This is a genomic window from Streptomyces sp. NPDC001549, assembly GCF_042894025.1.
Taxonomy (GTDB): Bacteria; Actinomycetota; Actinomycetes; order Streptomycetales; family Streptomycetaceae; genus Streptomyces; species Streptomyces kutzneri.
In genome coordinates, this window is the sequence record NZ_JBIAVJ010000019.1 from 1 (window position 1) to 20,718 (window position 20,718).

At 69.9% G+C, this 20,718-nt stretch carries 17 protein-coding genes; 4 read left to right on the top strand and 13 right to left on the bottom strand.

Annotated elements, in window-relative coordinates; all coding sequences use genetic code 11:
- Positions 1–357: 357 nt before the first annotated feature.
- From ACFY04_RS27320 to thyX, 3 genes are all read right to left on the bottom strand, one after another.
- On the bottom strand, positions 358–2,043 hold the full coding sequence (locus ACFY04_RS27320; RefSeq protein ID WP_266379024.1) for a ribonuclease J: 1,686 nt from the start codon (positions 2,041–2,043) through the stop codon (positions 358–360).
- Positions 2,044–2,167: 124 nt separating this feature from the next.
- Positions 2,168–3,067, bottom strand: a complete 900-nt coding sequence (gene dapA, locus ACFY04_RS27325) for a 4-hydroxy-tetrahydrodipicolinate synthase (protein ID WP_314244513.1) — start codon at positions 3,065–3,067, stop codon at positions 2,168–2,170.
- Positions 3,068–3,267: 200 nt separating this feature from the next.
- On the bottom strand, positions 3,268–4,008 hold the full coding sequence (thyX, locus tag ACFY04_RS27330; RefSeq protein WP_030011069.1) for an FAD-dependent thymidylate synthase: 741 nt from the start codon (positions 4,006–4,008) through the stop codon (positions 3,268–3,270).
- Between the two features lie 234 nt (positions 4,009–4,242).
- On the opposite strand from thyX, the gene ACFY04_RS27335 reads away from it, so the two are divergent.
- On the top strand, positions 4,243–4,482 hold the full coding sequence (locus ACFY04_RS27335; RefSeq protein ID WP_389120533.1) for a hypothetical protein: 240 nt from the start codon (positions 4,243–4,245) through the stop codon (positions 4,480–4,482).
- A 48-nt stretch (positions 4,483–4,530) separates the two neighbouring features.
- Positions 4,531–5,097, top strand: a complete 567-nt coding sequence (locus ACFY04_RS27340; RefSeq protein ID WP_301366052.1) for a hypothetical protein — start codon at positions 4,531–4,533, stop codon at positions 5,095–5,097.
- Positions 5,098–5,133: 36 nt separating this feature from the next.
- Here the strand turns inward: ACFY04_RS27340 and ACFY04_RS27345 are convergent, their stop codons facing one another.
- The 6 genes from ACFY04_RS27345 to eccD form a co-directional block, all read right to left on the bottom strand.
- Positions 5,134–5,586, bottom strand: coding sequence for a hypothetical protein (locus ACFY04_RS27345; RefSeq protein WP_314244508.1), 453 nt, complete (start codon positions 5,584–5,586; stop codon positions 5,134–5,136).
- 16 nt (positions 5,587–5,602) lie between these two features.
- Positions 5,603–6,355 carry a 4-hydroxy-tetrahydrodipicolinate reductase gene (gene dapB, locus ACFY04_RS27350; protein ID WP_389120535.1) on the bottom strand — a complete coding sequence of 251 codons (753 nt, stop codon included), beginning with the start codon at positions 6,353–6,355 and terminating at the stop codon, positions 5,603–5,605.
- A gap of 25 nt (positions 6,356–6,380) precedes the next feature.
- On the bottom strand, positions 6,381–7,760 hold the full coding sequence (locus tag ACFY04_RS27355) for a M16 family metallopeptidase (RefSeq protein ID WP_389120537.1): 1,380 nt from the start codon (positions 7,758–7,760) through the stop codon (positions 6,381–6,383).
- Positions 7,757–9,979 carry a polyribonucleotide nucleotidyltransferase gene (locus tag ACFY04_RS27360; protein WP_030386318.1) on the bottom strand — a complete coding sequence of 741 codons (2,223 nt, stop codon included), beginning with the start codon at positions 9,977–9,979 and terminating at the stop codon, positions 7,757–7,759. Before ACFY04_RS27360 ends, ACFY04_RS27355 begins: the two co-directional genes overlap by 4 nt.
- 304 nt (positions 9,980–10,283) lie before the next feature.
- The gene (gene rpsO / locus ACFY04_RS27365; protein ID WP_030011220.1) at positions 10,284–10,571 is read right to left on the bottom strand and encodes a 30S ribosomal protein S15; all 288 of its coding nucleotides are present in this window, start codon (positions 10,569–10,571) and stop codon (positions 10,284–10,286) included.
- A 183-nt stretch (positions 10,572–10,754) separates the two neighbouring features.
- Entirely contained in the window at positions 10,755–12,275 is a 1,521-nt protein-coding gene (eccD, locus tag ACFY04_RS27370) for a type VII secretion integral membrane protein EccD (protein ID WP_389120538.1), read from the bottom strand.
- Positions 12,276–12,471: 196 nt separating this feature from the next.
- Here eccD and eccCa point away from each other — a divergent pair, with 196 nt between their 5' ends.
- Positions 12,472–16,428: a type VII secretion protein EccCa gene (gene eccCa, locus ACFY04_RS27375; RefSeq protein WP_389120540.1), complete on the top strand. Its 3,957-nt coding sequence runs from the start codon at positions 12,472–12,474 to the stop codon at positions 16,426–16,428.
- Positions 16,429–16,575: 147 nt separating this feature from the next.
- Positions 16,576–16,821: a DUF397 domain-containing protein gene (locus tag ACFY04_RS27380; protein ID WP_373043642.1), complete on the top strand. Its 246-nt coding sequence runs from the start codon at positions 16,576–16,578 to the stop codon at positions 16,819–16,821.
- 85 nt (positions 16,822–16,906) lie between these two features.
- On the opposite strand, the gene ACFY04_RS27385 is transcribed toward ACFY04_RS27380, so the two are convergent.
- The 4 genes from ACFY04_RS27385 to eccB form a co-directional block, all read right to left on the bottom strand.
- Positions 16,907–17,212, bottom strand: coding sequence for a WXG100 family type VII secretion target (locus ACFY04_RS27385; RefSeq protein ID WP_389120542.1), 306 nt, complete (start codon positions 17,210–17,212; stop codon positions 16,907–16,909).
- Positions 17,213–17,261: 49 nt separating this feature from the next.
- Entirely contained in the window at positions 17,262–17,606 is a 345-nt protein-coding gene (locus ACFY04_RS27390) for a WXG100 family type VII secretion target (RefSeq protein WP_389120544.1), read from the bottom strand.
- 212 nt (positions 17,607–17,818) lie between these two features.
- Positions 17,819–19,093 carry a type VII secretion-associated serine protease mycosin gene (gene mycP / locus ACFY04_RS27395; RefSeq protein WP_389120546.1) on the bottom strand — a complete coding sequence of 425 codons (1,275 nt, stop codon included), beginning with the start codon at positions 19,091–19,093 and terminating at the stop codon, positions 17,819–17,821.
- Between the two features lie 11 nt (positions 19,094–19,104).
- Positions 19,105–20,682 carry a type VII secretion protein EccB gene (eccB, locus tag ACFY04_RS27400; RefSeq protein WP_389120548.1) on the bottom strand — a complete coding sequence of 526 codons (1,578 nt, stop codon included), beginning with the start codon at positions 20,680–20,682 and terminating at the stop codon, positions 19,105–19,107.
- Between the last annotated feature and the right edge of the window lie 36 nt (positions 20,683–20,718).

Below are 20,718 nucleotides of genomic sequence, written 5' to 3' on the forward strand. Positions count from 1 at the left end.
TCGTTCTGTTCTTGCGTTTCCGACTCTATCAGACTCTTTCGTGTCCGACTTCCTCGGTGCTTTCCAGGTTATTCGCTTTCGCGCTTTCCCTTTCCAGCGGCTCCAACCTTACCAGAACATTTCCGCACCGTTTCCGGCTGGGATTTGAATTGGTGGCCTTGGAGAGGCCTTTCCCTTTCGGGCGGATCAGACTTTATCAGGTCTCCCTGGGTCTTGTATTCCCACCCGCCCGCATGACGCGTCCGGACACACGTGTGTGCCGGGGTGCCGTGCGAGGTGGAGACGTAAACGTACTGGAGCGGGGCCCCCGGATGCAAATCCGGTTGCCCCGCTCCCGTTCGGTCGCTACGGCGAGGGTCAGACCTCGACGACGACCGGCAGGATCATCGGGCGGCGGCGGTAGCCGTCCGAGACCCACTTGCCCATCGTGCGGCGGATGAGCTGCTGGATCTGGTGCGGCTCGGCGACGCCGTCGGCCGCGGCGCGGGCGATGGCCTCCTCGATCTTCGGGATGACCGAGGAGAAGGCCGAGTCGTCGATGCCGGAGCCGCGGGCCTGGATGTTCGGGCCGCTGACGATCTTGCCGGTGCTGCTGTCCACCACGACGTAGACCGAGATGATGCCCTCGTCGCCGAGGATCTTGCGGTCCTTCAGGTGGACCTCCGTGACGTCGCCGACCGAGAGGCCGTCCACGTACACGTAGCCGGCCTGGACCTTGCCGGAGATCCGGGCCTTGCCGTCGATCAGGTCGACGACCACGCCGTCCTCGGCGATGACGATGCGGTCCTTCGGGACACCCGTCATGGCACCGAGCTCGGCGTTGGCACGCAGGTGGCGCCATTCACCGTGGACCGGCATCAGGTTCCGCGGCTTGCAGATGTTGTAGAAGTACAGCAGCTCGCCGGCCGAGGCGTGGCCCGAGACGTGCACCTTGGCGTTGCCCTTGTGCACGACGTTGGCGCCCCAGCGGGTCAGGCCGTTGATCACGCGGTAGACCGCGTTCTCGTTGCCCGGGATCAGGGACGACGCCAGGATCACGGTGTCGCCGGGGACGATCCGGATCTGGTGGTCACGGTTGGCCATGCGGGACAGGGCCGCCATCGGCTCGCCCTGGGAACCCGTACAGACCAGCACGACCTCGTCGTCCGGCAGGTCGTCGAGGGTCTTGACGTCGACGACGAGACCGGCCGGGACCTTCAGGTAGCCCAGGTCACGGGCGATGCCCATGTTGCGGACCATCGAGCGGCCGACGAAGGCGACCCTGCGGTCGAATTCGTGGGCGGCGTCGAGGATCTGCTGGATGCGGTGCACGTGGCTGGCGAAGGACGCCACGATGATCCGCTTCTGGGCACTCGCGAAGACCCCGCGGATGGCGTTGGAGATGTCGCGCTCGGGCGGGACGAAGCCCGGGACCTCGGCGTTCGTGGAGTCGGAGAGAAGGAGGTCGATGCCCTCTTCGCTCAGACGTGCGAAGGCGTGCAGGTCGGTGAGGCGGTTGTCCAGCGGGAGCTGGTCCATCTTGAAGTCGCCGGTGGCCACGACCAGGCCGGCGCCGGTGCGGATGGCCACGGCCAGGGCGTCCGGGATGGAGTGGTTGACCGCGATGAACTCGCAGTCGAACGGGCCGAGGGCCTCGCGCTCGCCCTCCTTCACCTCAAGGGTGTAGGGGCGGATGCGGTGCTCCTGGAGCTTCGCCTCGATGAGGGCCAGCGTCAGTTTGGAGCCGATCAGAGGGATGTCCGCCTTCTCCCGGAGGAGGTAGGGGACGGCGCCGATGTGGTCCTCGTGGCCGTGCGTGAGGACGATGCCGTCGATGTCGTCGAGGCGGTCCCGGATGGACGAGAAGTCCGGCAGGATCAGGTCGATGCCCGGCTGCTCCTCCTCGGGGAAGAGGACGCCGCAGTCGACGATCAGCAGACGGCCGTCGTACTCGAAGACGGTCATGTTGCGGCCGATCTCGCCGAGGCCACCCAGGGGGGTGACCCTGAGGCCGCCCTTGGGCAGCTTCGGCGGCGGACCGAGTTCCGGATGCGGATGGCTCAAAAGTGTCTCCTCACCACGCACGCCACGTACCCCGGAAGGCACGTGGCGCGCATGTCATTCGTGCACTTGCTGTTGTCAGTTCCGTATTTGTTTGTTCGTTCTTATTCAGTTGTGAAGTCTGTTGTCAGAGCTGTACCCCGCCGGCGGCAAGATCGATCTTGAGCTGGGCCGTCTCTTCGGCGGTCAGCTCGATCAGCGGGAGCCGCAGCGGGCCCGCGGGCAGGCCCTGCAGGTTCAGCGCGCCCTTGGTGGTCATCACACCCTGGGTACGGAACATGCCGGTGAAGATCGGGAGCAGCTTCTGGTGGATCTCGGTCGCCTTCTGGACGTCCCCGCCCAGATAGGCCTCCAGCATGGCGCGCAGCTCGGGGGTGACCACGTGGCTGACCACGGAGACGAATCCGGCCGCGCCGATCGACAGGAGCGGCAGGTTCAGCATGTCGTCGCCCGAGTACCAGGCCAGGCCGCTCTGCGCGATGGCCCAGCTTGCACGGCCGAGGTCGCCCTTGGCGTCCTTGTTGGCAACGATACGGGGGTGTTCGGCCAGCCGGACCAGGGTTTCGGTGTCGATCGGGACACCGCTGCGGCCGGGGATGTCGTAGAGCATGACCGGCAGCCCGGTGGCGTCGGCGATCGCCGTGAAGTGCCGGAAGAGGCCTTCCTGCGGCGGCTTGCTGTAGTACGGGGTGACGGCGAGCAGGCCGTGTGCGCCGGTGCGCTCGGCCTGGCGGGCCAGCTCGAGGGTGTGGCGGGTGTCGTTGGTGCCGATGCCGGCGACCACGTGGGCCCGGTCTCCGACGGCTTCGAGTACGGCTCGTACGAGGTCGTTTTTCTCCGCGTCGGTGGTGGTCGGCGACTCACCGGTGGTGCCGTTGATGATCAGGCCGTCGTTGCCTGCGTCCACCAGGTGGACGGCGAGACGCTGCGCGCCGTCGAGGTCGAGTACGCCATCCGCCGTAAACGGCGTGATCATGGCGGTGAGGACCCGCCCGAAGGGGGTCTGCGGAGTCGAGATCGGAGCCATGGGTAACACGCTACTCGCTGCCATGCTCGCGGTGTCCCCTCGGGGGACGTCAACGGGGTGTTGGACGCCGGCACTGCCTGCTCGGGGGTTCAAGCAGTGCCGGGTCCGTTTGATCAGCCTAGATGAACTTTACGAAACGCCGCAATACGGACACTTAGGACTTGACGTCGCATATCTGTACGCCACAGGTGTACCGGCCCTTACGGGGCAACGCGACCGTTGCCGTTGTAGGCCGCGTACGTCAGCGGCATGAGCTTCGCCCAGTGCTGCTCCATCTTCTCGCCGACCATCTCGATCTCCCGCTGCGGGAAGGACGGGACCGCCGCGAGCTCGTGCTGCGTACGCAGGCCGAGGAAGTGCATCAGCGAGCGCGCGTTGCAGGTGGCGTACATCGAGGAGAAAAGACCGACCGGCAGGACCGAACGGGCAACCTCCCGGGCCACGCCTGCCGCGAGCATCTCGCGGTAGGCCTCGTAGGCCTGCACGTAGGAGTCCTCCATGACGCGGCCGGTCAGTTCCTGCTGCGCCTGGGTGCCCTCGACGAAGACGTACTTGCCCGGGCGGCCCTCCTGGACGAGCTTGCGCTCGGCGTCCGGGACGTAGAAGACGGGCTCCAGCTCCCTGTAGCGGCCCGATTCCTCGTTGTAGGACCAGCCCACGCGGTGGCGCATGAACTCGCGGAAGACGAAGATCGGGGCGCTGATGAAGAAGGTCATGGAGTTGTGCTCGAACGGGCTGCCGTGGCGGTCGCGCATCAGGTAGTTGATGAGGCCCTTGGAGCGCTCCGGGTCCTTCTGCAGCTCCTCCAGCGACTGCTCGCCGGCCGTGGAGACGCGAGCGGCCCACAGTACGTCGGAGTCGGCAGCGGAGTGCTTCACCAGCTCCACCGTCACGTCACTGCGGAAGCTGGGTTTCAGATCTGAAGCGGCGGTTTCGCTCACCGGGGGTCCTTCCAAACGTGCGTCCTGGGGCGCGCCCACTCTACGGCGCCCCTCGCACGGCCTGCGCAGACGCACGCGGCGCGCGGGGTCCGGGCAGGGGCCGCGCGGGGCATCGTACAGCTGACGCACCGCCATGAATTTTTCCTAATGTCCCGAAATCCGGCACCGATTGACGGGCCCGTACGTCCTACCTAGGAGAACGCACCCCCCTCCACCCCGAGGAGATTCACTCTGATGTTCCTACGGCGCGAACCCGTCCCGTTCGCCTTCGCCTCCGAGGCCGACCGTTTCCGAAGCAACGTCACTCCGCCGCCGCGCGAGCGTCTGGGCAGGACCCAGTTGGTCGCCCGTACTCTGGTCGGACTGACCGTGGTTGCGGGGCTCGCCGGCTCGCTGCTCCTCGGTATGCCCGCACTGCAGCCGAGCAAGGCGCCGGAGAAGTCGCAGCAGTCGGAGGCGTCCCAGGGACGGTAGCCTCACGGGCACAGCCCAACCGAACGTGCATGTGAGTGAGGTCCAGCCGTGCCCCTGCCCTTCCTGACGGCCGACGGCGTATCCGATGTGGATGACGACGGCGACGGCGACGAGATCCTGGCCCATGCCGACCAGGACCGCTGGCGGCGGCCCTACCGGCCCGGCCCCTGGCGCGTGGGCATCGGCGCGCTGCTGCTCCTGCTGTCGGCCTTCATGCTGCTGGCCACGATGATCGTCGCCTTCGCGGGCGGCTGGGGCGGAGCCCTCGTCTGCCTGATCGCCGCCCTCGCGGTCGTCGGGTCGGCGGTGCAGACCCTGCGTGTCGGCGTGTGGGTGAGCCCCGCGGGGCTGCGCCGGGTGGGGTTCTTCGTGACCCGCACCACCGCGTGGAGCGAGATCGGCGAGCTCCGTACGGTGCAGCAGCCGGTGCGCTGGCTCGGGCTGCCGAGGACCGTACAGGGGCAGGCGCTGACGATGTCCGCGCAGGGCGGAGCGGAGGCGCCGGTGCTGCTGACCGACCACAACGCCGACTTCCTGTCGCGGACCGAGGCCTTCGACCGGGCTGCCGACACGGTGGGTGCCTGGGCCGACGAGTACCGGCCCGTGGCCGCCTGACCGGCCTGAACCGCCCCCGGGAAGCCCGTACAGGGATCAGACCTGTACGGGCTTCTTGTCGTGCAGGGCGATCGCCCGCTGCATCGCCTTGCGCGCCCGCGGGGTGTCCCGGGCGTCGTGGTAGGCGACGGCGAGCCGGAACCAGCTGCGCCAGTCCCCCGGCGCGTCCTCGGTCTCGGCCTTGCGGCGCGCGAAGACCTCGTCGGCGGAGTCCCGCAGGATCCGCCCGTACGTGTCCCGCTCCAGCTCGTCGACGGGCAGCCCGCCCTCGGCCTCCAGCTCGGTCGCGAGGAGGTTGGCCCGCGTGACGAACCGGGTGTTCTGCCAGAGGAACCAGACACCGATGACCGGCAGGATCAGCACGGCCACCCCGAAGGTGACCGTGAGCAGGGTTCCGTGCTGGATCAGCATCAGGCCCCGGCTGCCGACCAGGACGAAGTAGACCACCAGGACGGCGGCCGTGAGGAAGTACGTGATCTTCGCGCGCATCGTCAAATCAGTCCGGTCAGCCCAGGTCGAGGAAGTGTTCCAGGCCGAAGGTGAGGCCCGGGGTCTGCGCCACTCGGCGCACACCGAGCAGGATGCCCGGCATGAAGCTGCTGTGGTGCAGGGAATCGTGACGGATGGTCAGGGTCTCGCCCTCGCCGCCGAGGAGCACCTCCTGGTGGGCCAGCAGGCCGCGCAGGCGGACGGCGTGCACCGGGACGCCGTCGACGTCCGCGCCGCGCGCGCCGTCGAGGGCGGTGGCGGTGGCGTCGGGCTGGGCTCCGAGGCCGGCCTCGGCGCGGGCGGCCGCGATGAGCTGCGCCGTACGGGTCGCCGTGCCGGAGGGGGCGTCGACCTTGTTCGGGTGGTGCAGCTCGACGACCTCGACGGACTCGAAGTAGCGGGCGGCCTGGGCGGCGAACTTCATGGTGAGGACGGCGCCGATGGAGAAGTTCGGGGCGATGAGCACACCGGTCCCCGGCGAACCGTCGAGCCAGGTGCCCAGCTGCGCGAGGCGGTCCTCGGTCCAGCCGGTGGTGCCGACCACTCCGTGGATGCCGTGACGGATGAGGAAGTCCAGGTTCCCCATCACCGATGCCGGGGTGGTCAGCTCGACCGCGACCTGGGCGCCGGCGTCGGCCAGCGTCTCCAGCTTGTCGCCGCGGCCGAGGGCGGCCACCAGTTCCATGTCGTCGGCGGCCTCGACCGCCTTGACGGCCTCGGCGCCGATGCGGCCCTTGGCGCCGAGGACTGCCACGCGCAGCTTGCTCATTTTGCTTCCTTACTCACGTACGGAACTAGGCGACCGCTTCGTCGAGACGGGCGGCCTGCTTCTCCTTCAGCGGGCCGATCACCGCGAGCGAGGGCCGCTGGGCCAGTACATCCTGTGCGACCGAGCGGACGTCGTCCGGGGTCACGGCGGCGATCCGGGCCAGCATGTCGTCGACCGACATCTGGTCGCCCCAGCACAGCTCGCTCTTGCCGATGCGGTTCATGATCGCGCCGGTGTCCTCCAGGCCGAGGACGGTGGATCCGGAGAGCTGGCCGATGGCCCGCTTGATCTCGTCGTCGGCCAGTCCTTCGGTCGCGACCTTGTCGAGCTCGTCGCGGCAGATCCGGAGCACGTCGTGCACCTGGTTGGGCCGGCAGCCCGCGTACACGCCGAAGAGGCCGGTGTCGGCGAAGCCCGAGGTGTACGAGTACACGCTGTAGGCGAGGCCGCGCTTCTCCCGGACCTCCTGGAAGAGGCGCGAGGACATGCCGCCGCCGAGGGCGGTGTTCAGCACGCCCAGCGCCCAGCGGCGCTCGTCGGTACGGGCGAGGCCGGGCATGCCGAGGACCACGTGGGCCTGCTCGGTCCTGCGGTTCACCAGGTCGACGCGGCCGGCGGTGCGGATGCGCTTGCTGCCGGTGCGCGGGCCGATCGGCTCGGCGTCGGCGCGGGTCAGCGCGCCGGCCTTCTCGAAGGCGGCGCGGACCTGGCGTACGACCTTGTTGTGGTCGACGTTGCCGGCGGCGGCCACGACCAGGTGCGTCGGGTCGTAGTGCTTCTTGTAGAAGCGGCGGATCCGGTCGGCGCCGAGCGCGTTGATCGTGTCGACGGTGCCGAGGACGGGACGCCCCAGGGGGGTGTCCCCGTACATTGTCTGCGCGAACAGGTCGTGCACCATGTCGCCCGGGTCGTCCTCGGTCATCGCGATCTCTTCGAGGATGACGCCGCGCTCGGCGTCGACGTCCTCCTCGCGGATCAGCGAGCCGGTGAGCATGTCGCAGACCACGTCGATGGCCAGCGGCAGGTCGGTGTCGAGCACCCGGGCGTAGTAGCAGGTGTACTCCTTCGCTGTGAAGGCGTTCATCTCGCCGCCGACCGCGTCGATCGCGGAGGAGATGTCGAGGGCGCTGCGCTGGTGGGTGCCCTTGAAGAGGAGGTGCTCCAGGTAGTGCGTGGCGCCGTTCAGCGTGGGCGTCTCGTCACGGGAGCCGACGTGCGCCCAGATGCCGAAGGTGGCGGAGCGGACGGAGGGCAGCGTCTCGGTGACGATGCGCAGTCCGCCGGGCAGGACCGTGCGCCGGACGGTGCCGATGCCGTTGCTGCCCTTGAGGAGGGTTTGGGTACGGGCGACGGCCCGCCCCTCCGAAGAGGGGCGGGCCGTCACACGGGAACTACGCGACATCACTTGTCGGAGTCGTCCTTGTCAGCGTCGTCACCGGCGGCCTCGCCGTCGATCACGGGGATCAGGGAGAGCTTGCCGCGCTGGTCGATCTCGGCGATCTCCACCTGGACCTTGGTGCCGACCGCGAGCACGTCCTCGACGTTCTCCACGCGCTTGCCACCGGCGAGCTTGCGGATCTGCGAGATGTGCAGCAGGCCGTCCTTGCCGGGCATCAGGGAGACGAAGGCACCGAAGGTGGTGGTCTTGACGACCGTACCCAGGTAGCGCTCGCCGACCTCCGGCATGGTCGGGTTGGCGATCGAGTTGATCGTGGCGCGGGCGGCCTCGGCGGCCGGGCCGTCGGAGGCACCGATGTAGATGGTGCCGTCGTCCTCGATCGTGATCTCGGCGCCGGTGTCCTCCTGGATCTGGTTGATCATCTTGCCCTTGGGGCCGATGACCTCACCGATCTTGTCCACCGGGATCTTGACGGTGATGATCCGCGGGGCGAACGGGGACATCGCGTCCGGCGTGTCGATCGCTTCCATCATCACGTCGAGGATGTGGAGGCGGGCGTCGCGGGCCTGCTTGAGGGCGGCGGCCAGGACGGAGGCCGGGATGCCGTCGAGCTTGGTGTCCAGCTGGAGCGCGGTGACGAACTCCTTGGTGCCGGCGACCTTGAAGTCCATGTCGCCGAAGGCGTCCTCCGCACCGAGGATGTCGGTGAGGGCGACGTAGTGGGTCTTGCCGTCGATCTCCTGGGAGATCAGACCCATGGCGATACCGGCGACGGGGGCCTTGAGGGGCACACCGGCGTTCAGCAGCGACATGGTGGAGGCGCAGACCGAGCCCATGGACGTCGAACCGTTGGAGCCGAGGGCCTCGGACACCTGACGGATCGCGTAGGGGAACTCCTCGCGGGTCGGGAGGACCGGCACGATCGCGCGCTCGGCGAGCGCGCCGTGGCCGATCTCGCGGCGCTTCGGCGAACCGACGCGGCCGGTCTCACCGACGGAGTACGGCGGGAAGTTGTAGTTGTGCATGTAGCGCTTGCGGGTCACCGGGGAGAGGGTGTCCAGCTGCTGCTCCATGCGGAGCATGTTGAGGGTGGTGACGCCCAGGATCTGGGTCTCGCCACGCTCGAACAGCGCCGAGCCGTGCACGCGCGGGATGGCCTCGACCTCGGCGGCGAGGGTACGGATGTCCGTGAGCCCGCGGCCGTCGATGCGGACCTTGTCCTTGATGACGCGCTCGCGGACCAGAGCCTTGGTCAGGCTGCGGTAGGCGGCGGAGATCTCCTTCTCGCGGCCCTCGAAGGCCGGGAGGAGCTTCTCGGCGGCGATCTCCTTGACGCGGTCCAGCTCGGCCTCGCGGTCCTGCTTGCCCGCGATGGTCAGCGCCTGGGAGAGGTCACCCTTGACGGCGGCCGCGAGGGCCTCGTACACGTCGTCCTGGTAGTCCAGGAAGACCGGGAACTCGCCCTCGGGCTTGGCGGCCTTGGCGGCCAGGTCGGCCTGGGCCTTGCAGAGGACCTTGATGAAGGGCTTCGCGGCGTCGAGGCCGGAGGCCACGATCTCCTCGGTCGGCGCCTCGGCGCCGCCCTTGACGAGGGCGATGGTCTTCTCGGTGGCCTCGGCCTCGACCATCATGATCGCGACGTCGCCGTCCTCCAGGACGCGGCCCGCGACGACCATGTCGAAGACGGCGTCCTCGAGCTCGGTGTGCGTCGGGAAGGCCACCCACTGGCCGCGGATCAGCGCGACGCGGACGCCGCCGATCGGGCCGGAGAAGGGCAGGCCGGCCAGCTGGGTGGACGCGGACGCGGCGTTGATCGCGACGACGTCGTACAGGTGGTCGGGGTTGAGCGCCATGATCGTGGCGACGACCTGGATCTCGTTGCGCAGGCCCTTCTTGAAGGACGGGCGCAGCGGGCGGTCGATCAGACGGCAGGTGAGGATCGCGTCCTCGGAGGGGCGGCCCTCACGGCGGAAGAAGGAGCCGGGGATCTTGCCGGCCGCGTACTGCCGCTCCTCGACGTCCACCGTCAGGGGGAAGAAGTCGAGCTGGTCCTTGGGCTTCTTCGACGCGGTGGTGGCGGACAGCACCATGGTGTCGTCGTCCAGGTAGGCAACGGCGGAGCCGGCGGCCTGGCGGGCCAGACGGCCCGTCTCGAAGCGGATGGTGCGGGTGCCGAAGGAACCGTTGTCAATGACGGCCTCGGCGTAGTGGGTCTCGTTCTCCACTAGCGTTTTCTCCATTTTCGTCGTCTCCGTCCGCCGCCCGTGTGGCGGTGGACGGTTGCGGAGAAGCGCTCCTGGCGTGCGGGCCGGTCTTCGATCGAAGCATCCGGTTCGTTGCCCCCTGGGGCATTCCGGGTGCCACTACCGAGGACCGGCGGCGTGGGAGGGCGCTCCTCCTCTTCAGTGGTGCGCGTCTTCCTCAGACGCGCACGTGCGTCCGTTCCAGACTACAAAGGGTCCGGTCCTGTCCGCACGTACAGCAAAGGGAGCGGCCCCCTGATGTGGGAACCGCTCCCTCCACGGCGTCTTACTTGGCGCCGGCCGCACCGCGGCGGATGCCGAGGCGCTCGACCAGCGTACGGAAGCGCTGGATGTCCTTCTTGGCCAGGTACTGCAGCAGGCGGCGACGCTGGCCGACCAGGATCAGCAGACCACGACGGGAGTGGTGGTCGTGCTTGTGCGTCTTGAGGTGCTCGGTCAGGTCCGAGATGCGGCGGGAGAGCATCGCAACCTGGACCTCGGGGGAGCCGGTGTCGCCCTCCTTGGCACCGAACTCGGTGATGATCTGCTTCTTCGTAGCGGCGTCGAGCGGCACGCGTACTCCTCGTTTTAGGTCTTCGTTGCCACCGAGTGCCCCAGGTCTGAGTCTCTGGGGAGCTTCCGTTACTCGGGAGGCGGGGTCCGCTGAGCGCAGTCCACAGACCCTTGGGAGAGGATCCGGGGGACGCGTACACAAACGGCCGTCACACAGCGTACCAGGCTGCCGGGACGCAACGTCTCAGCTGGTGAGAGCGCGGGCCCGGGAGTAAACGTCCAGCACAGCCAGGGTAAGGGGCACGAGGCTGAGCAGGACCGCCGCCTCGGTGAGGTCGAGCAGCCTTCCCCAGAAGGGTGACAGGCCCTTGCGGGGGATGACAAGCGCAATTCCCGCGAGGAGGGCCGCGCCGGCGGCGACGGCGGCGGTCAGCCAGATCGTACGGAGGTCCAGGCCGCTGCGGTCGTGCTCCCGCAGGAGGGCTTCGAGCAGGTCGGTCGGCGGGTGCAGGGCCATGCCCAGGATCAGCAGCGCGATGGCGACGAGGCCCGCGGTCAGGGCGCAGACCACCTGGGAGGTGTAACGGAAGAGGCGGGCGCGCAGCAGCATGGCGAGGCCGGTGGCGAGCGCCAGCAGGCGGCCCCAGGTGTTCTCGGAGAAGCCGAGGACGGCGGCGGCGCCGACGGCGACGGCGGCGCAGCCGCCGACCAGGCCGAGCAGCATCTCGTGGCCGCGGCGGGCCTGGGCGGCGATGGCCTCGGCGTCGAGCGGGGCGGCGCCCGGCTCGTGCTGGTCGGAGCCGGTCTGCTCACCGCGCGGCTCGGTCTCGTAGCGGTCCGGGGTCTCCGCGTAGTCGGTGTACTCGTCCGTGGCGCTCTGCGGGGCGCTGTAGCCGATGGGCAGGCGGGCGAAGCGGGCCGAGAGGCCGGGGAGGAAGGCGACGAGGCCGATGGCGACGGGGGCGCAGACGGCGGCGGTGTAGGTGGCGGAGGCCTCGGTGGCGATGGCCACGAAGGTGGCGAGGGTTCCGGTGGCGGCGACGAAGGTGGCCGCGACGAAGGGGGCGTCGCCGCTGGGGGTGAGCGCGACCAGGGCGACCGAGGCGATCAGGGCGCAGACGCAGCCGAGCAGGAACTGGAGGCGCCCGGGTCCCTGGCCGACGGCCGGGGCGATGATCCCGGAGCCGGCGATCATCAGCTGCGGGAGGGCGCCGAGGCCGAGCGCGACGGCGGAGAGGCGGTCGCGGTAGACGCGGGCGCGCACTCCGGCGACGGCGGTGAGCAGGATGCCGACGGCGCCCGCGATGATCCCGGGCAGGCCGTGCATGTCGTGGCGCAGCGGGTCGGCGTACCAGAGGACGAAGCCCAGCATGACGAGCAGCACGGCGGCGCCGGCCAGGCCCGCGCCGCGCAGCATGTCGTCGCTCCAGCGGTGCCGGTCGCGGACGACGGCGGAGGCGACGGCGTCGGACACGTCGTCGAACACGGCGGGCGGCAGGGACTCGGCGAAGGGGCGCAGGCTCAGCACCTCGCCGTCGAGGACCTGCTGGCCGGCGAGGGTCCGGGCGCCGTCGAGGACGGCGCCGGAGCGGCGTACGAGGTGGAAACCGGTCGGGGCGCCCACCGGCTGGGTCTGGCCGGTGAGGCGCAGCAGCTCGGGATAGACGTCGGCGACGGCGATGTCCTCGGGGAGGGCGACGTCGATGCGACTGTCGGGGGCCACGACGGTGACCCTGCAGAAACCCGTCGTTGCGGCCGTACTCACCTGTGTGACCCCCCTGGTTGACGCTCGCACCGGCGGACGATTCGCGGATGCGCATACTGCGCGCGCCACCCTACCGGGCTTATGACCGACTGTCGGCAAGTAGGATCACCGTCGCGTGGGGGAGACCCCCTTCGCGCCCGGGACTTGGGGGCGCCGGTTGCGACGTCCCGTCCGTTTTCGAGGGATTGATGCTCCGGTGAGCCAGATCGTCGTCAAACGCCCGCCGCGGTCCCTGCCGCCCGAGGTTCCCGCAGAGGAGCTGCGGCTGGAAGCTCCGCCCGAACTTCCGCGCGGGCAGCAGGAGGGCATGCTGATGCAGCTCCTGCCGATGCTCGGCATGGGCTCCTCCGTCGTCTTCTTCTTCATGCCGGGCGCGGCCCCCTTCATGCGCATCATGGGTGTGCTGATGCTGGCGTCGACGGTGGCCATGGTCGTGGCCCAGTTGGCGCGCCACCGGCGCGGTACGCAGGGGCAAATGGCCGATGTGCGCCGGGACTACCTCAAATATCTCGCGCAGACACGTCGTCAGGTACGCCAGACCGCGCGGGCGCAGCGCGACGCGCAGCTGTATCTGCACCCGGCCCCCGAGCAGTTGTGGTCGGTGGTGGCGGAGGGCTCCCGGCTGTGGGAGCGGCGGGTGGGCGACCAGGACTTCGGGCAGGCCCGGGTCGGGCTGGGCGCGCAGCGCCTTTCGACCCCGCTGGTGGCTCCGGAGACCGCGCCGGTGGACGAGCTGGAGCCGCTGACCGCGGGCGCGATGCAGCGGTTCCTGAAGGTGCACTCCTCGCTGGACGGGCTGCCGATGGCGCTGTCGATCCGCGCCTTCTACCACGTGACGGTGTCCGGGGAGCCGGAGTCCGCGCGCAGTACCGCGCGGGCGATGGTGGCGCAGCTGGCGACGCTGCACTCCCCCGAGGACCTGATGGTGGCCGTGGTGGCCGCGCCGGGCGCGGTGCCCTCGTGGGACTGGACGAAGTGGCTGCCGCACACGCAGGTGCCGGGTCAGGTCGACGGAGCCGGTACGAAGCGGCTGTTCGGCGATGACCTCGCCGAGCTGGAGGGGCTGCTGGCCTCCCGGCTGGAGGGCCGGCCGCGGTTCAGCCGCGAGGTGTCCCCGGTGCTGGACCAACCGCACCTGGTGGTCGTGCTGGACGGTGGCATGGTGCCGCCGGACTCGGTGTTCGCCGCGGCCGAGGGCCTGCAGGGCGTCACCATCGTCGAGGTGGTCGCGGGCGAGCTGGACGAGCCGCGCGGCGGGCTGTCGGTCGTGGTGCGGCCGGGCCGGCTGCGCCTGGAGTCGGGCGCGGGGGTCGCGTACGAGGGCGTGCCGGACACGCTGTCGCTGCCGGCGGCGGAGGCGCTGGCCCGGCAGCTGGCGCCGATGCGCACCGGCGGCGGGGACGACGACGAGCCGCTGCTGGCCAATCTGGACTTCACCGACCTGCTGAACCTGGGCGACGCGGCCGCGGTCGACGTCGCGCGGACCTGGCGGCCGAGGTCGGCCGGTGAGCGGCTGCGCGTGCCGATCGGTGTCGGCGAGGGCGGCGCCCCGGTCATGCTGGACCTGAAGGAGGCCGCGCAGGAGGGCATGGGTCCGCACGGCCTGTGCGTGGGCGCGACCGGTTCCGGCAAGTCGGAGCTGCTGCGCACGCTGGTGCTGGGCCTGGCCGTCACGCACACCTCGGAGACCCTGAACTTCGTACTCGCCGACTTCAAGGGCGGTGCGACCTTCACGGGCATGGGGCAGATGCCGCATGTCGCAGCGGTCATCACCAACCTGGCGGACGACCTCACGCTCGTGGACCGCATGGGCGACTCGATCCGCGGTGAGCTGCAGCGCCGTCAGGAGCTGCTGCGTTCGGCGGGCAACTACGCGAACATCCACGACTACGAGAAGGCCCGCGCGGCGGGTGCCCCGCTGGAGCCGCTGGCTTCGCTGGTGCTGGTCATCGACGAGTTCAGCGAGCTGCTGACGGCGAAGCCGGACTTCATCGACATGTTCATCCAGATCGGCCGCATCGGCCGTTCGCTGGGTGTGCACCTGCTGCTGGCCTCGCAGCGCCTGGAGGAGGGCAAGCTGCGCGGTCTGGACACGTATCTGTCGTACCGGATCGGTCTGCGGACCTTCTCGGCGTCGGAGTCGCGGACCGCGCTCGGTGTGCCGGACGCCTATCACCTGCCGTCGGTGCCCGGTTCGGGCTATCTGAAGTTCGGTACGGACGAGATGACCCGCTTCAAGGCGGCTTACGTCTCGGGCACCTACCGTTCGGGCGGGCCGGACCTGTCGGTGGGGCAGTTCCCGGTGGAGCGGCGGCCCGCTCTGTTCACGGCGGCCCCGGTGCCGGTGGTGTACGCGGCCCCGGACCCGGCGTACCTGGCGGCGCAGTCCGTACGCGAGGACGACGCGCTGGCGGACACGGTGCTGGACGTGATCGTGAGCCGGCTGGAGGGTCAGGGGGTGCCGGCGCACCAGGTGTGGCTGCCGCCGCTCGACCAGGCGCCGCCGCTGGACCAGCTGCTGCCGGCGCTGGCGCCGAGCCCGGAGCGCGGGCTGCACGCGGACGGGTACACGCGGCCCGGCGGGCTCGTCGTCCCGCTCGGCCTCATCGACAAGCCGTTCGAGCAGCGGCGCGAGGTGCTGTACCGGGACTTCTCGGGTGCGGCGGGCCACATGATGGTGGTCGGCGGTCCGCAGTCGGGCAAGTCGACGCTGATGCGGACGCTCATCGCCTCGTTCGCGCTCACCCACACCCCGCGCGAGGTGCAGTTCTACGGGCTGGACTTCGGCGGTGGCAGCCTGTCGTCGGTCGCCGAGCTGCCGCACGTGGGCGGGATCGCCTCGCGCCTGGACCCGGAGCGGGTCCGGCGTACGGTCGCGGAGGTGGGGGGCATCCTCAACCGCCGCGAGGAGTTCTTCCGCTCGAACAACATCGACTCGATCGGCACCTACCGGCGCCGGCGGGCGGCCGGTGACCTGCCCCAGGAACCGTGGGGCGACGTGTTCCTGATCGTCGACGGCTGGGGCAACTTCCGGGGCGAGTACGACGGCCTGGAGCAGGTCGTCACGGACATCGCCTCCCGCGGTCTGGGCTACGGCATCCACGTGGTGATCACCGCGGCGCGGTACATGGAGGTGCGGGCCGCGCTCAAGGACCAGATGCTCAGCCGTCTGGAGCTGCGGCTCGGCGACACGATGGACTCCGAGTTCGACCGCAAGGTCGCGGCGAACGTCCCCACGGGGATGCCCGGGCGCGGCCAGGTCGCGGAGAAGCTGCACTTCCTGGGCGCGCTGCCGCGGATCGACGGCTCGCACGAGGCCGCTGACCTGTCGGAGGCCACGGCCTCCTTCGTGGCCGCGGTGAAGCAGAACTGGGCGGGTCAGGCGGCTCCCGGTGTACGGCTGCTGCCGCGGCTGCTCCACTCCGACCAGCTGCCCAAGGGCGGGGAGTACCCCGGCCGCGGGATCGCGATCGGCATCGACGAGACCGACCTGGAGCCGGTGTTCGTCGACTTCGAGACCGACCCCTTCCTCCTGGTCTTCGGCGAGAGCGAGTCGGGCAAGACGAACCTGCTGCGGCTCATCGCCAAGCAGATCTCCGAGCGCTACACGCCGGACCAGGCGCGTCTGGTCGTCGGCGACTACCGGCGCGGCCTGCTCGGTGCACTGCCTGAGGAGCACCTGCTGGAGTACGCGCCGATGGCGAGCTCCCTGCAGATGCACATGGAGGCGCTGGGCGGGGTGTTCTCGCGGAGGCAGCCGCCGACCGACGTCACTCCGCAGCAGCTGCGCGACCGCAGCTGGTGGACGGGCCCGGACGTGTTCATCTTCATCGACGACTTCGACCTGGTCGCCACGAGCCAGGGCAATCCGCTGGCGCAGCTGGTGGAGTTCCTGCCCTTCGCCCGTGACACGGGTGTCCGCTTCATCATCGCGCGCAACTCGGCGGGTGCCTCGCGTTCGATGTACGAGCCGTTCATGCAGCGGATCAAGGAGCTGGGCGCGCAGGGCCTGGTCCTGTCCGGCGACCCGTCCGAGGGCGATCTGGTGGGCACGGTGCGGCCGCGTCCGATGCCGCCGGGCCGGGCGCTCTTCGCCTCGCGCAAGCGGGGGACGTCGCTGGTCCAGCTCGGCCGGATGCCGGGCGGCATGTGAGCGGATCCCCCGGTGGCCGGCTGCGACGCCGGTCGCCGGGGGATCGGCACATCGGCACATCGGGGCATCGGTGGAAACCTGTCCCGGCCGGTGGCGCAGCCCCGATAATCGGCGGTGAAGAACGCGCCACCGAGGGAAAGGCCGCCCATGGGCACCCAGCAGGAGAAGGACGAGCTGTACGCGCTCGACATCAGCGGTGTGGAGTGGGAGGGGCCGCCCGGGACCAGCCCGGACGAGGAGCGGGTCGAGATCGCCCGGCTTCCCGAAGGGGCGGTCGCCATGCGGTCCTCGCTGGACCGGGAGACGGTGCTGCGTTACACGGCCGCCGAGTGGGAGGCCTTCGTACTCGGGGCCAGGGACGGTGAGTTCGACCTGGACCGCCAGCACCCCTGAGGGGTCTGGAACGCGCCGAAGGGGCGCGCCCGGTGCGGGCGCGCCCCTTCGGCGCGTGCGGATCTGAAGCAGCGTGCTACCGGGCTCAGAAGGCCTCGGTGAACAGGCGCGAGGCCTTCACGTCGGTGGCGCGGTAGTCGCCCTTGCCCTGCTCGATGAGGCGGGCGACCTCCTCCAGCTTCTGCTTCATGTGGTCGGCCTTGCTCTTGTACTTCGTCTGGAGGTTGACGTACTCGGCGTGCGCATCACCGTCCCAGGTGTCGGTGACGACCTTCAGGGCCGACTCCATCTCCTTCAGGTCCAGGACGATGTTCGAGGAAACGGCCCGGATGCGGTCCGCCATCTGCTGGACCGTCTCATACTTGACCTTGGTGTGCCCGTCAGCAGTCATGTTCTTCTCCTTCTCGCTGCGCTGCGGTGACTGGTGAACGACGCCTGCGTCAGACGCTGTTGAGGCCGGAGTTGTTGCCCGCGCCACTGCTCGACTTGATGGCGTTGAACGCCGCACGCACCTCGTCGTCCTGCGCGTTGCTGAGGTTCTTGGTCTGCGCCACCGCGTTGTGCAGGACCCTGAGCAGGCGGCGGATCTCATCGTGGTCTTCGTTGACCAGGCTCTGCGCGGCACTGAACGCCGAGGCACCCACACCGGTCCAGCCGGCGCTCACGGTGGCGAGGATGTCAGCGAGCTCGCGGGCCTGCTTGGTGACGGCGCTGGCCGTCTCCTCGATCTTGTTCTTCGCCTTGACGACCGGATCGTCTGCAAGTCCGAAGGTGTTCGTGCTCATCGAAGCTCCTCACTTCTCAATTCGCCGGCAGCACCGGCGGATTGCGCAGCGGAGCGGACGTGCCCGGCGCGGTTGTGAGCCACGCGCCCGGGTGTTCCCCCTCCGCTTCACGCGATCCCCCGATCACACTCGTGAAGCCTGGTGTCACTCTAGCCAGTTCATCTGACAGCCCCAACACCAGTAGGGCGCTTCCGTAGATGAACTGTGACCGTTCACTGCAAACGGCGCCTGCGGTTGCGGGCGTCCCGGACGACCGTCGCGGTACCGGCGATGACGGCGATCAGGACCGCGCCGATGCCGAGAGCGTACGTGCCGAACCGCTCCTCGCGCTCCTGGGCCGTCTCGGTGAGTCGCAGCGGCGCCGCCTCCGGGGCCGTGGCCGGGGGCGGGCCGGGGTCGGGGACCGGGGCCTTGGGGGCCTGCTGGTCGTGGGAGAGCGCGCGCACCGGGTCGACGACGCCCCAACCCACGTAGTCGTCACGGCCGTTGACCGCGCGTTCGGCGGTGTTCTGGATCTGCCAGACGATCTGCTGCGCGGACCAGTCCGCATGCTTGGCGCGCAGCAGGGCGGCGACGCCGGCGACGTACGGCGCGGAGAAACTGGTGCCGTTGTCGATGCACTGGCCGAAGCCGGGGACGGTGGAGACCATGTCGACCCCGGGCGCCGCCACCCCGATGAAGTCGCCGGGCTGGGAGAACCCGGCCCGCTCGTTGTTGCGGTCCGAGGCTCCCACCGCGAGCACGCCGGGGAAGGCCGCCGGGTAGGTCTTGCGCTTCTGGCCGCTCATGCCGTCGTTGCCCGCCGAGGCCACCACCACGACGTTGGCGGCTATGGCCTTCTGGACCGACTTGCCGAGATCGGAGTCGGCGGACAGCTGCGCGTCGGTGTCCTGGGAGATGTTGATCACTTGGGCGCCCTTGGCCACCGCGTGGTCGATGGCCTGGCTCAGGTTCGCGGCGTTGCCCTTGCCCTGCCCGTCGTTCTGCCGGATCGGGATGATCGTGGACTCCGGGGCCAGGCCGACGAAGCCGGTGCCCTGCTGGGGGCGGGCCGCGATCAGCCCGGCGACCTTGGTGCCGTGGCCGATGGTGTCGACCGTGCCGTCGCCGCCCTTGGGGTCGACGAAGTCCTTGCCGGCTCCGGTGTCGATGGCTGCGCTGAGCTGCGGGTTCGCCCGGTCCACGCCGGTGTCGATGACCGCGACGCGGACGCTGTTGCCGCTCTTGTCCTTGCCCTTGGTCTGCGCCCAGAGCTCGTCGAGCAGCAGCCGCTGCAGGGCCCAGGGCCGGTCCTCGATCTGCTTCTTCATCGGGAAGGTGCACTCCCCCGCGCCGTCGAGGCTCAGCCCGTACGGGAGTTGCGCGTACGGGGGCTGGGGGGCGGCGGCTGGGGCCGCGGCGGCGGCCGTGCCCGTGCCGCCCGAGGCCAGGGTGAGGGCGAAGGCGGCGGCCAGGAGGGTCCGCCGGGGCGCGTACGTCTGGGTCATCGGCGGCTTCCTCACGAACCCTGGGGCTGGCGGGCGGAGTTGGTGTCCAGGCGCGGCCCCTTGGAGAGGAACTCCGACCAGGCGATGGGCACCATGGCCGGGCTGACGCTGCCGTAGCCGAGCCGGACCTGCGCCTGGCTGGCCTCGGGGCGGACGTCCGTACCGGCCTTCGACTGGTCGGGGGCGCCGATCTTCGACTGCTCGGCGTCGCTGTCGCCGTTGGCCTGGACGGCGTACCGCAGACCGGTGTCGGTGACCAGGAAGAGGGAGCCGCCGGCCGTGGTCTGCTTGCCCTGGACCTGGGTGTACAGCAGGCCCGAGCCGGGGGTGACGTACGCGCTGGTGCCGCTGGCGGTGATGTCGATCGGGAAGCCGGTGCCGGCCCACGTGCTCAGGGTCTGGTTGCCCTGGCCGTCGACCGAGCGCAGGACGCTGCAGACGGTGTCGCGGTTGTTGGACCCGCTGGACTGGGTGCCGGCGGGCGGCGTCGTCTGGTTGATCCGTTCGGTCTTCTTCTGGGGCCACTTGACGTCGGCCGCGAACGGGGCGGCGTCCGGGTTGATCGACTGGAGGTCGATCTCGCGGGGCTTGCCGTGCATGTTGAGGCCGTCGGTCGCGGGAGCCGAGATCAGCAGCCAGGCGACGAAGTCGGAGACCGGTGCGACCTTCCCGGGCAGCACCACGTAGTGCTGCGCACCGGATCCGGTCTGCGCCTTGAGCACCATCCCGACCTTGTTGTCGGTGGTGCCCAGACCCTTCACCCCGGCGTCGGTACCGGCCTTGCCGGGCAGCGGCGGGAAGGACAGGTCGTCGCCGGAGTTGAGGGTTCCCAGCCATTCCGGGCTGACCTGCTGCGGGGTGGCGCCGGTGCCGACCAGCGCGTTGGTCATCGTCCCGGCCGCCGGGGTGCCCTCCGGGAACTTGTACTTCGTCCCGGCCGCGTCGACCAGGTAGCGCTCCTGGCCCGAGGCCGTGCTCTGCACGTACAGCGACTGGGTGTCGGTGAGTCTGCGGGCGTCGTCCGTCTTGACCGCCTCGCGGTCGGCGAGCACGAAGGTGGCGGTCTGCACGCCGCGGCCGTTGCCACCCGGCTGCTGGCAGACGGCCCAGCGCTTGGCCTTGCCCGCGTCCTCCTTGGAGGGGAGCCGGTCGGGGGCGTACGGGATGCCGATGATGGGGCCGCGCGGCGGGTTGCCCGCGTCCAGGACCTTGTCCTCGACCTGGATCACCTTGAACTTGGCGGGATCCAGCAGGAGTCGGGCGGAGGCGAGGTTCAGCACCGGGTGCAGCCGGGTCTGGTCCTTGCCGCCCACCTTCGTCGTCAGGACCACGTACCGGGTCGTCGAGTCCTTGCCGACGATGACCCTGGTCCCCGGTTCCGCCCAGCCCTTGGGGGCCGTCGGCTTGAACATGCCCCAGGCGCCGAATCCGGCGAGCACGAGCGCGCCGACGATCAGCCCGGGAAGGACCGCGCGCAGCGGACGCGGCGCGCCTTCCTCGGTACCCGTGGCGGATGGCTGGAGGAACGCGGCCACCGTGCGCCGCTTCGCAAAGGTGTACGCGTTGAGCTCATCACGTCGTGATGCCATGACCGCCTGCTTCTCCCCGCACGGCCCGGCCGGTGA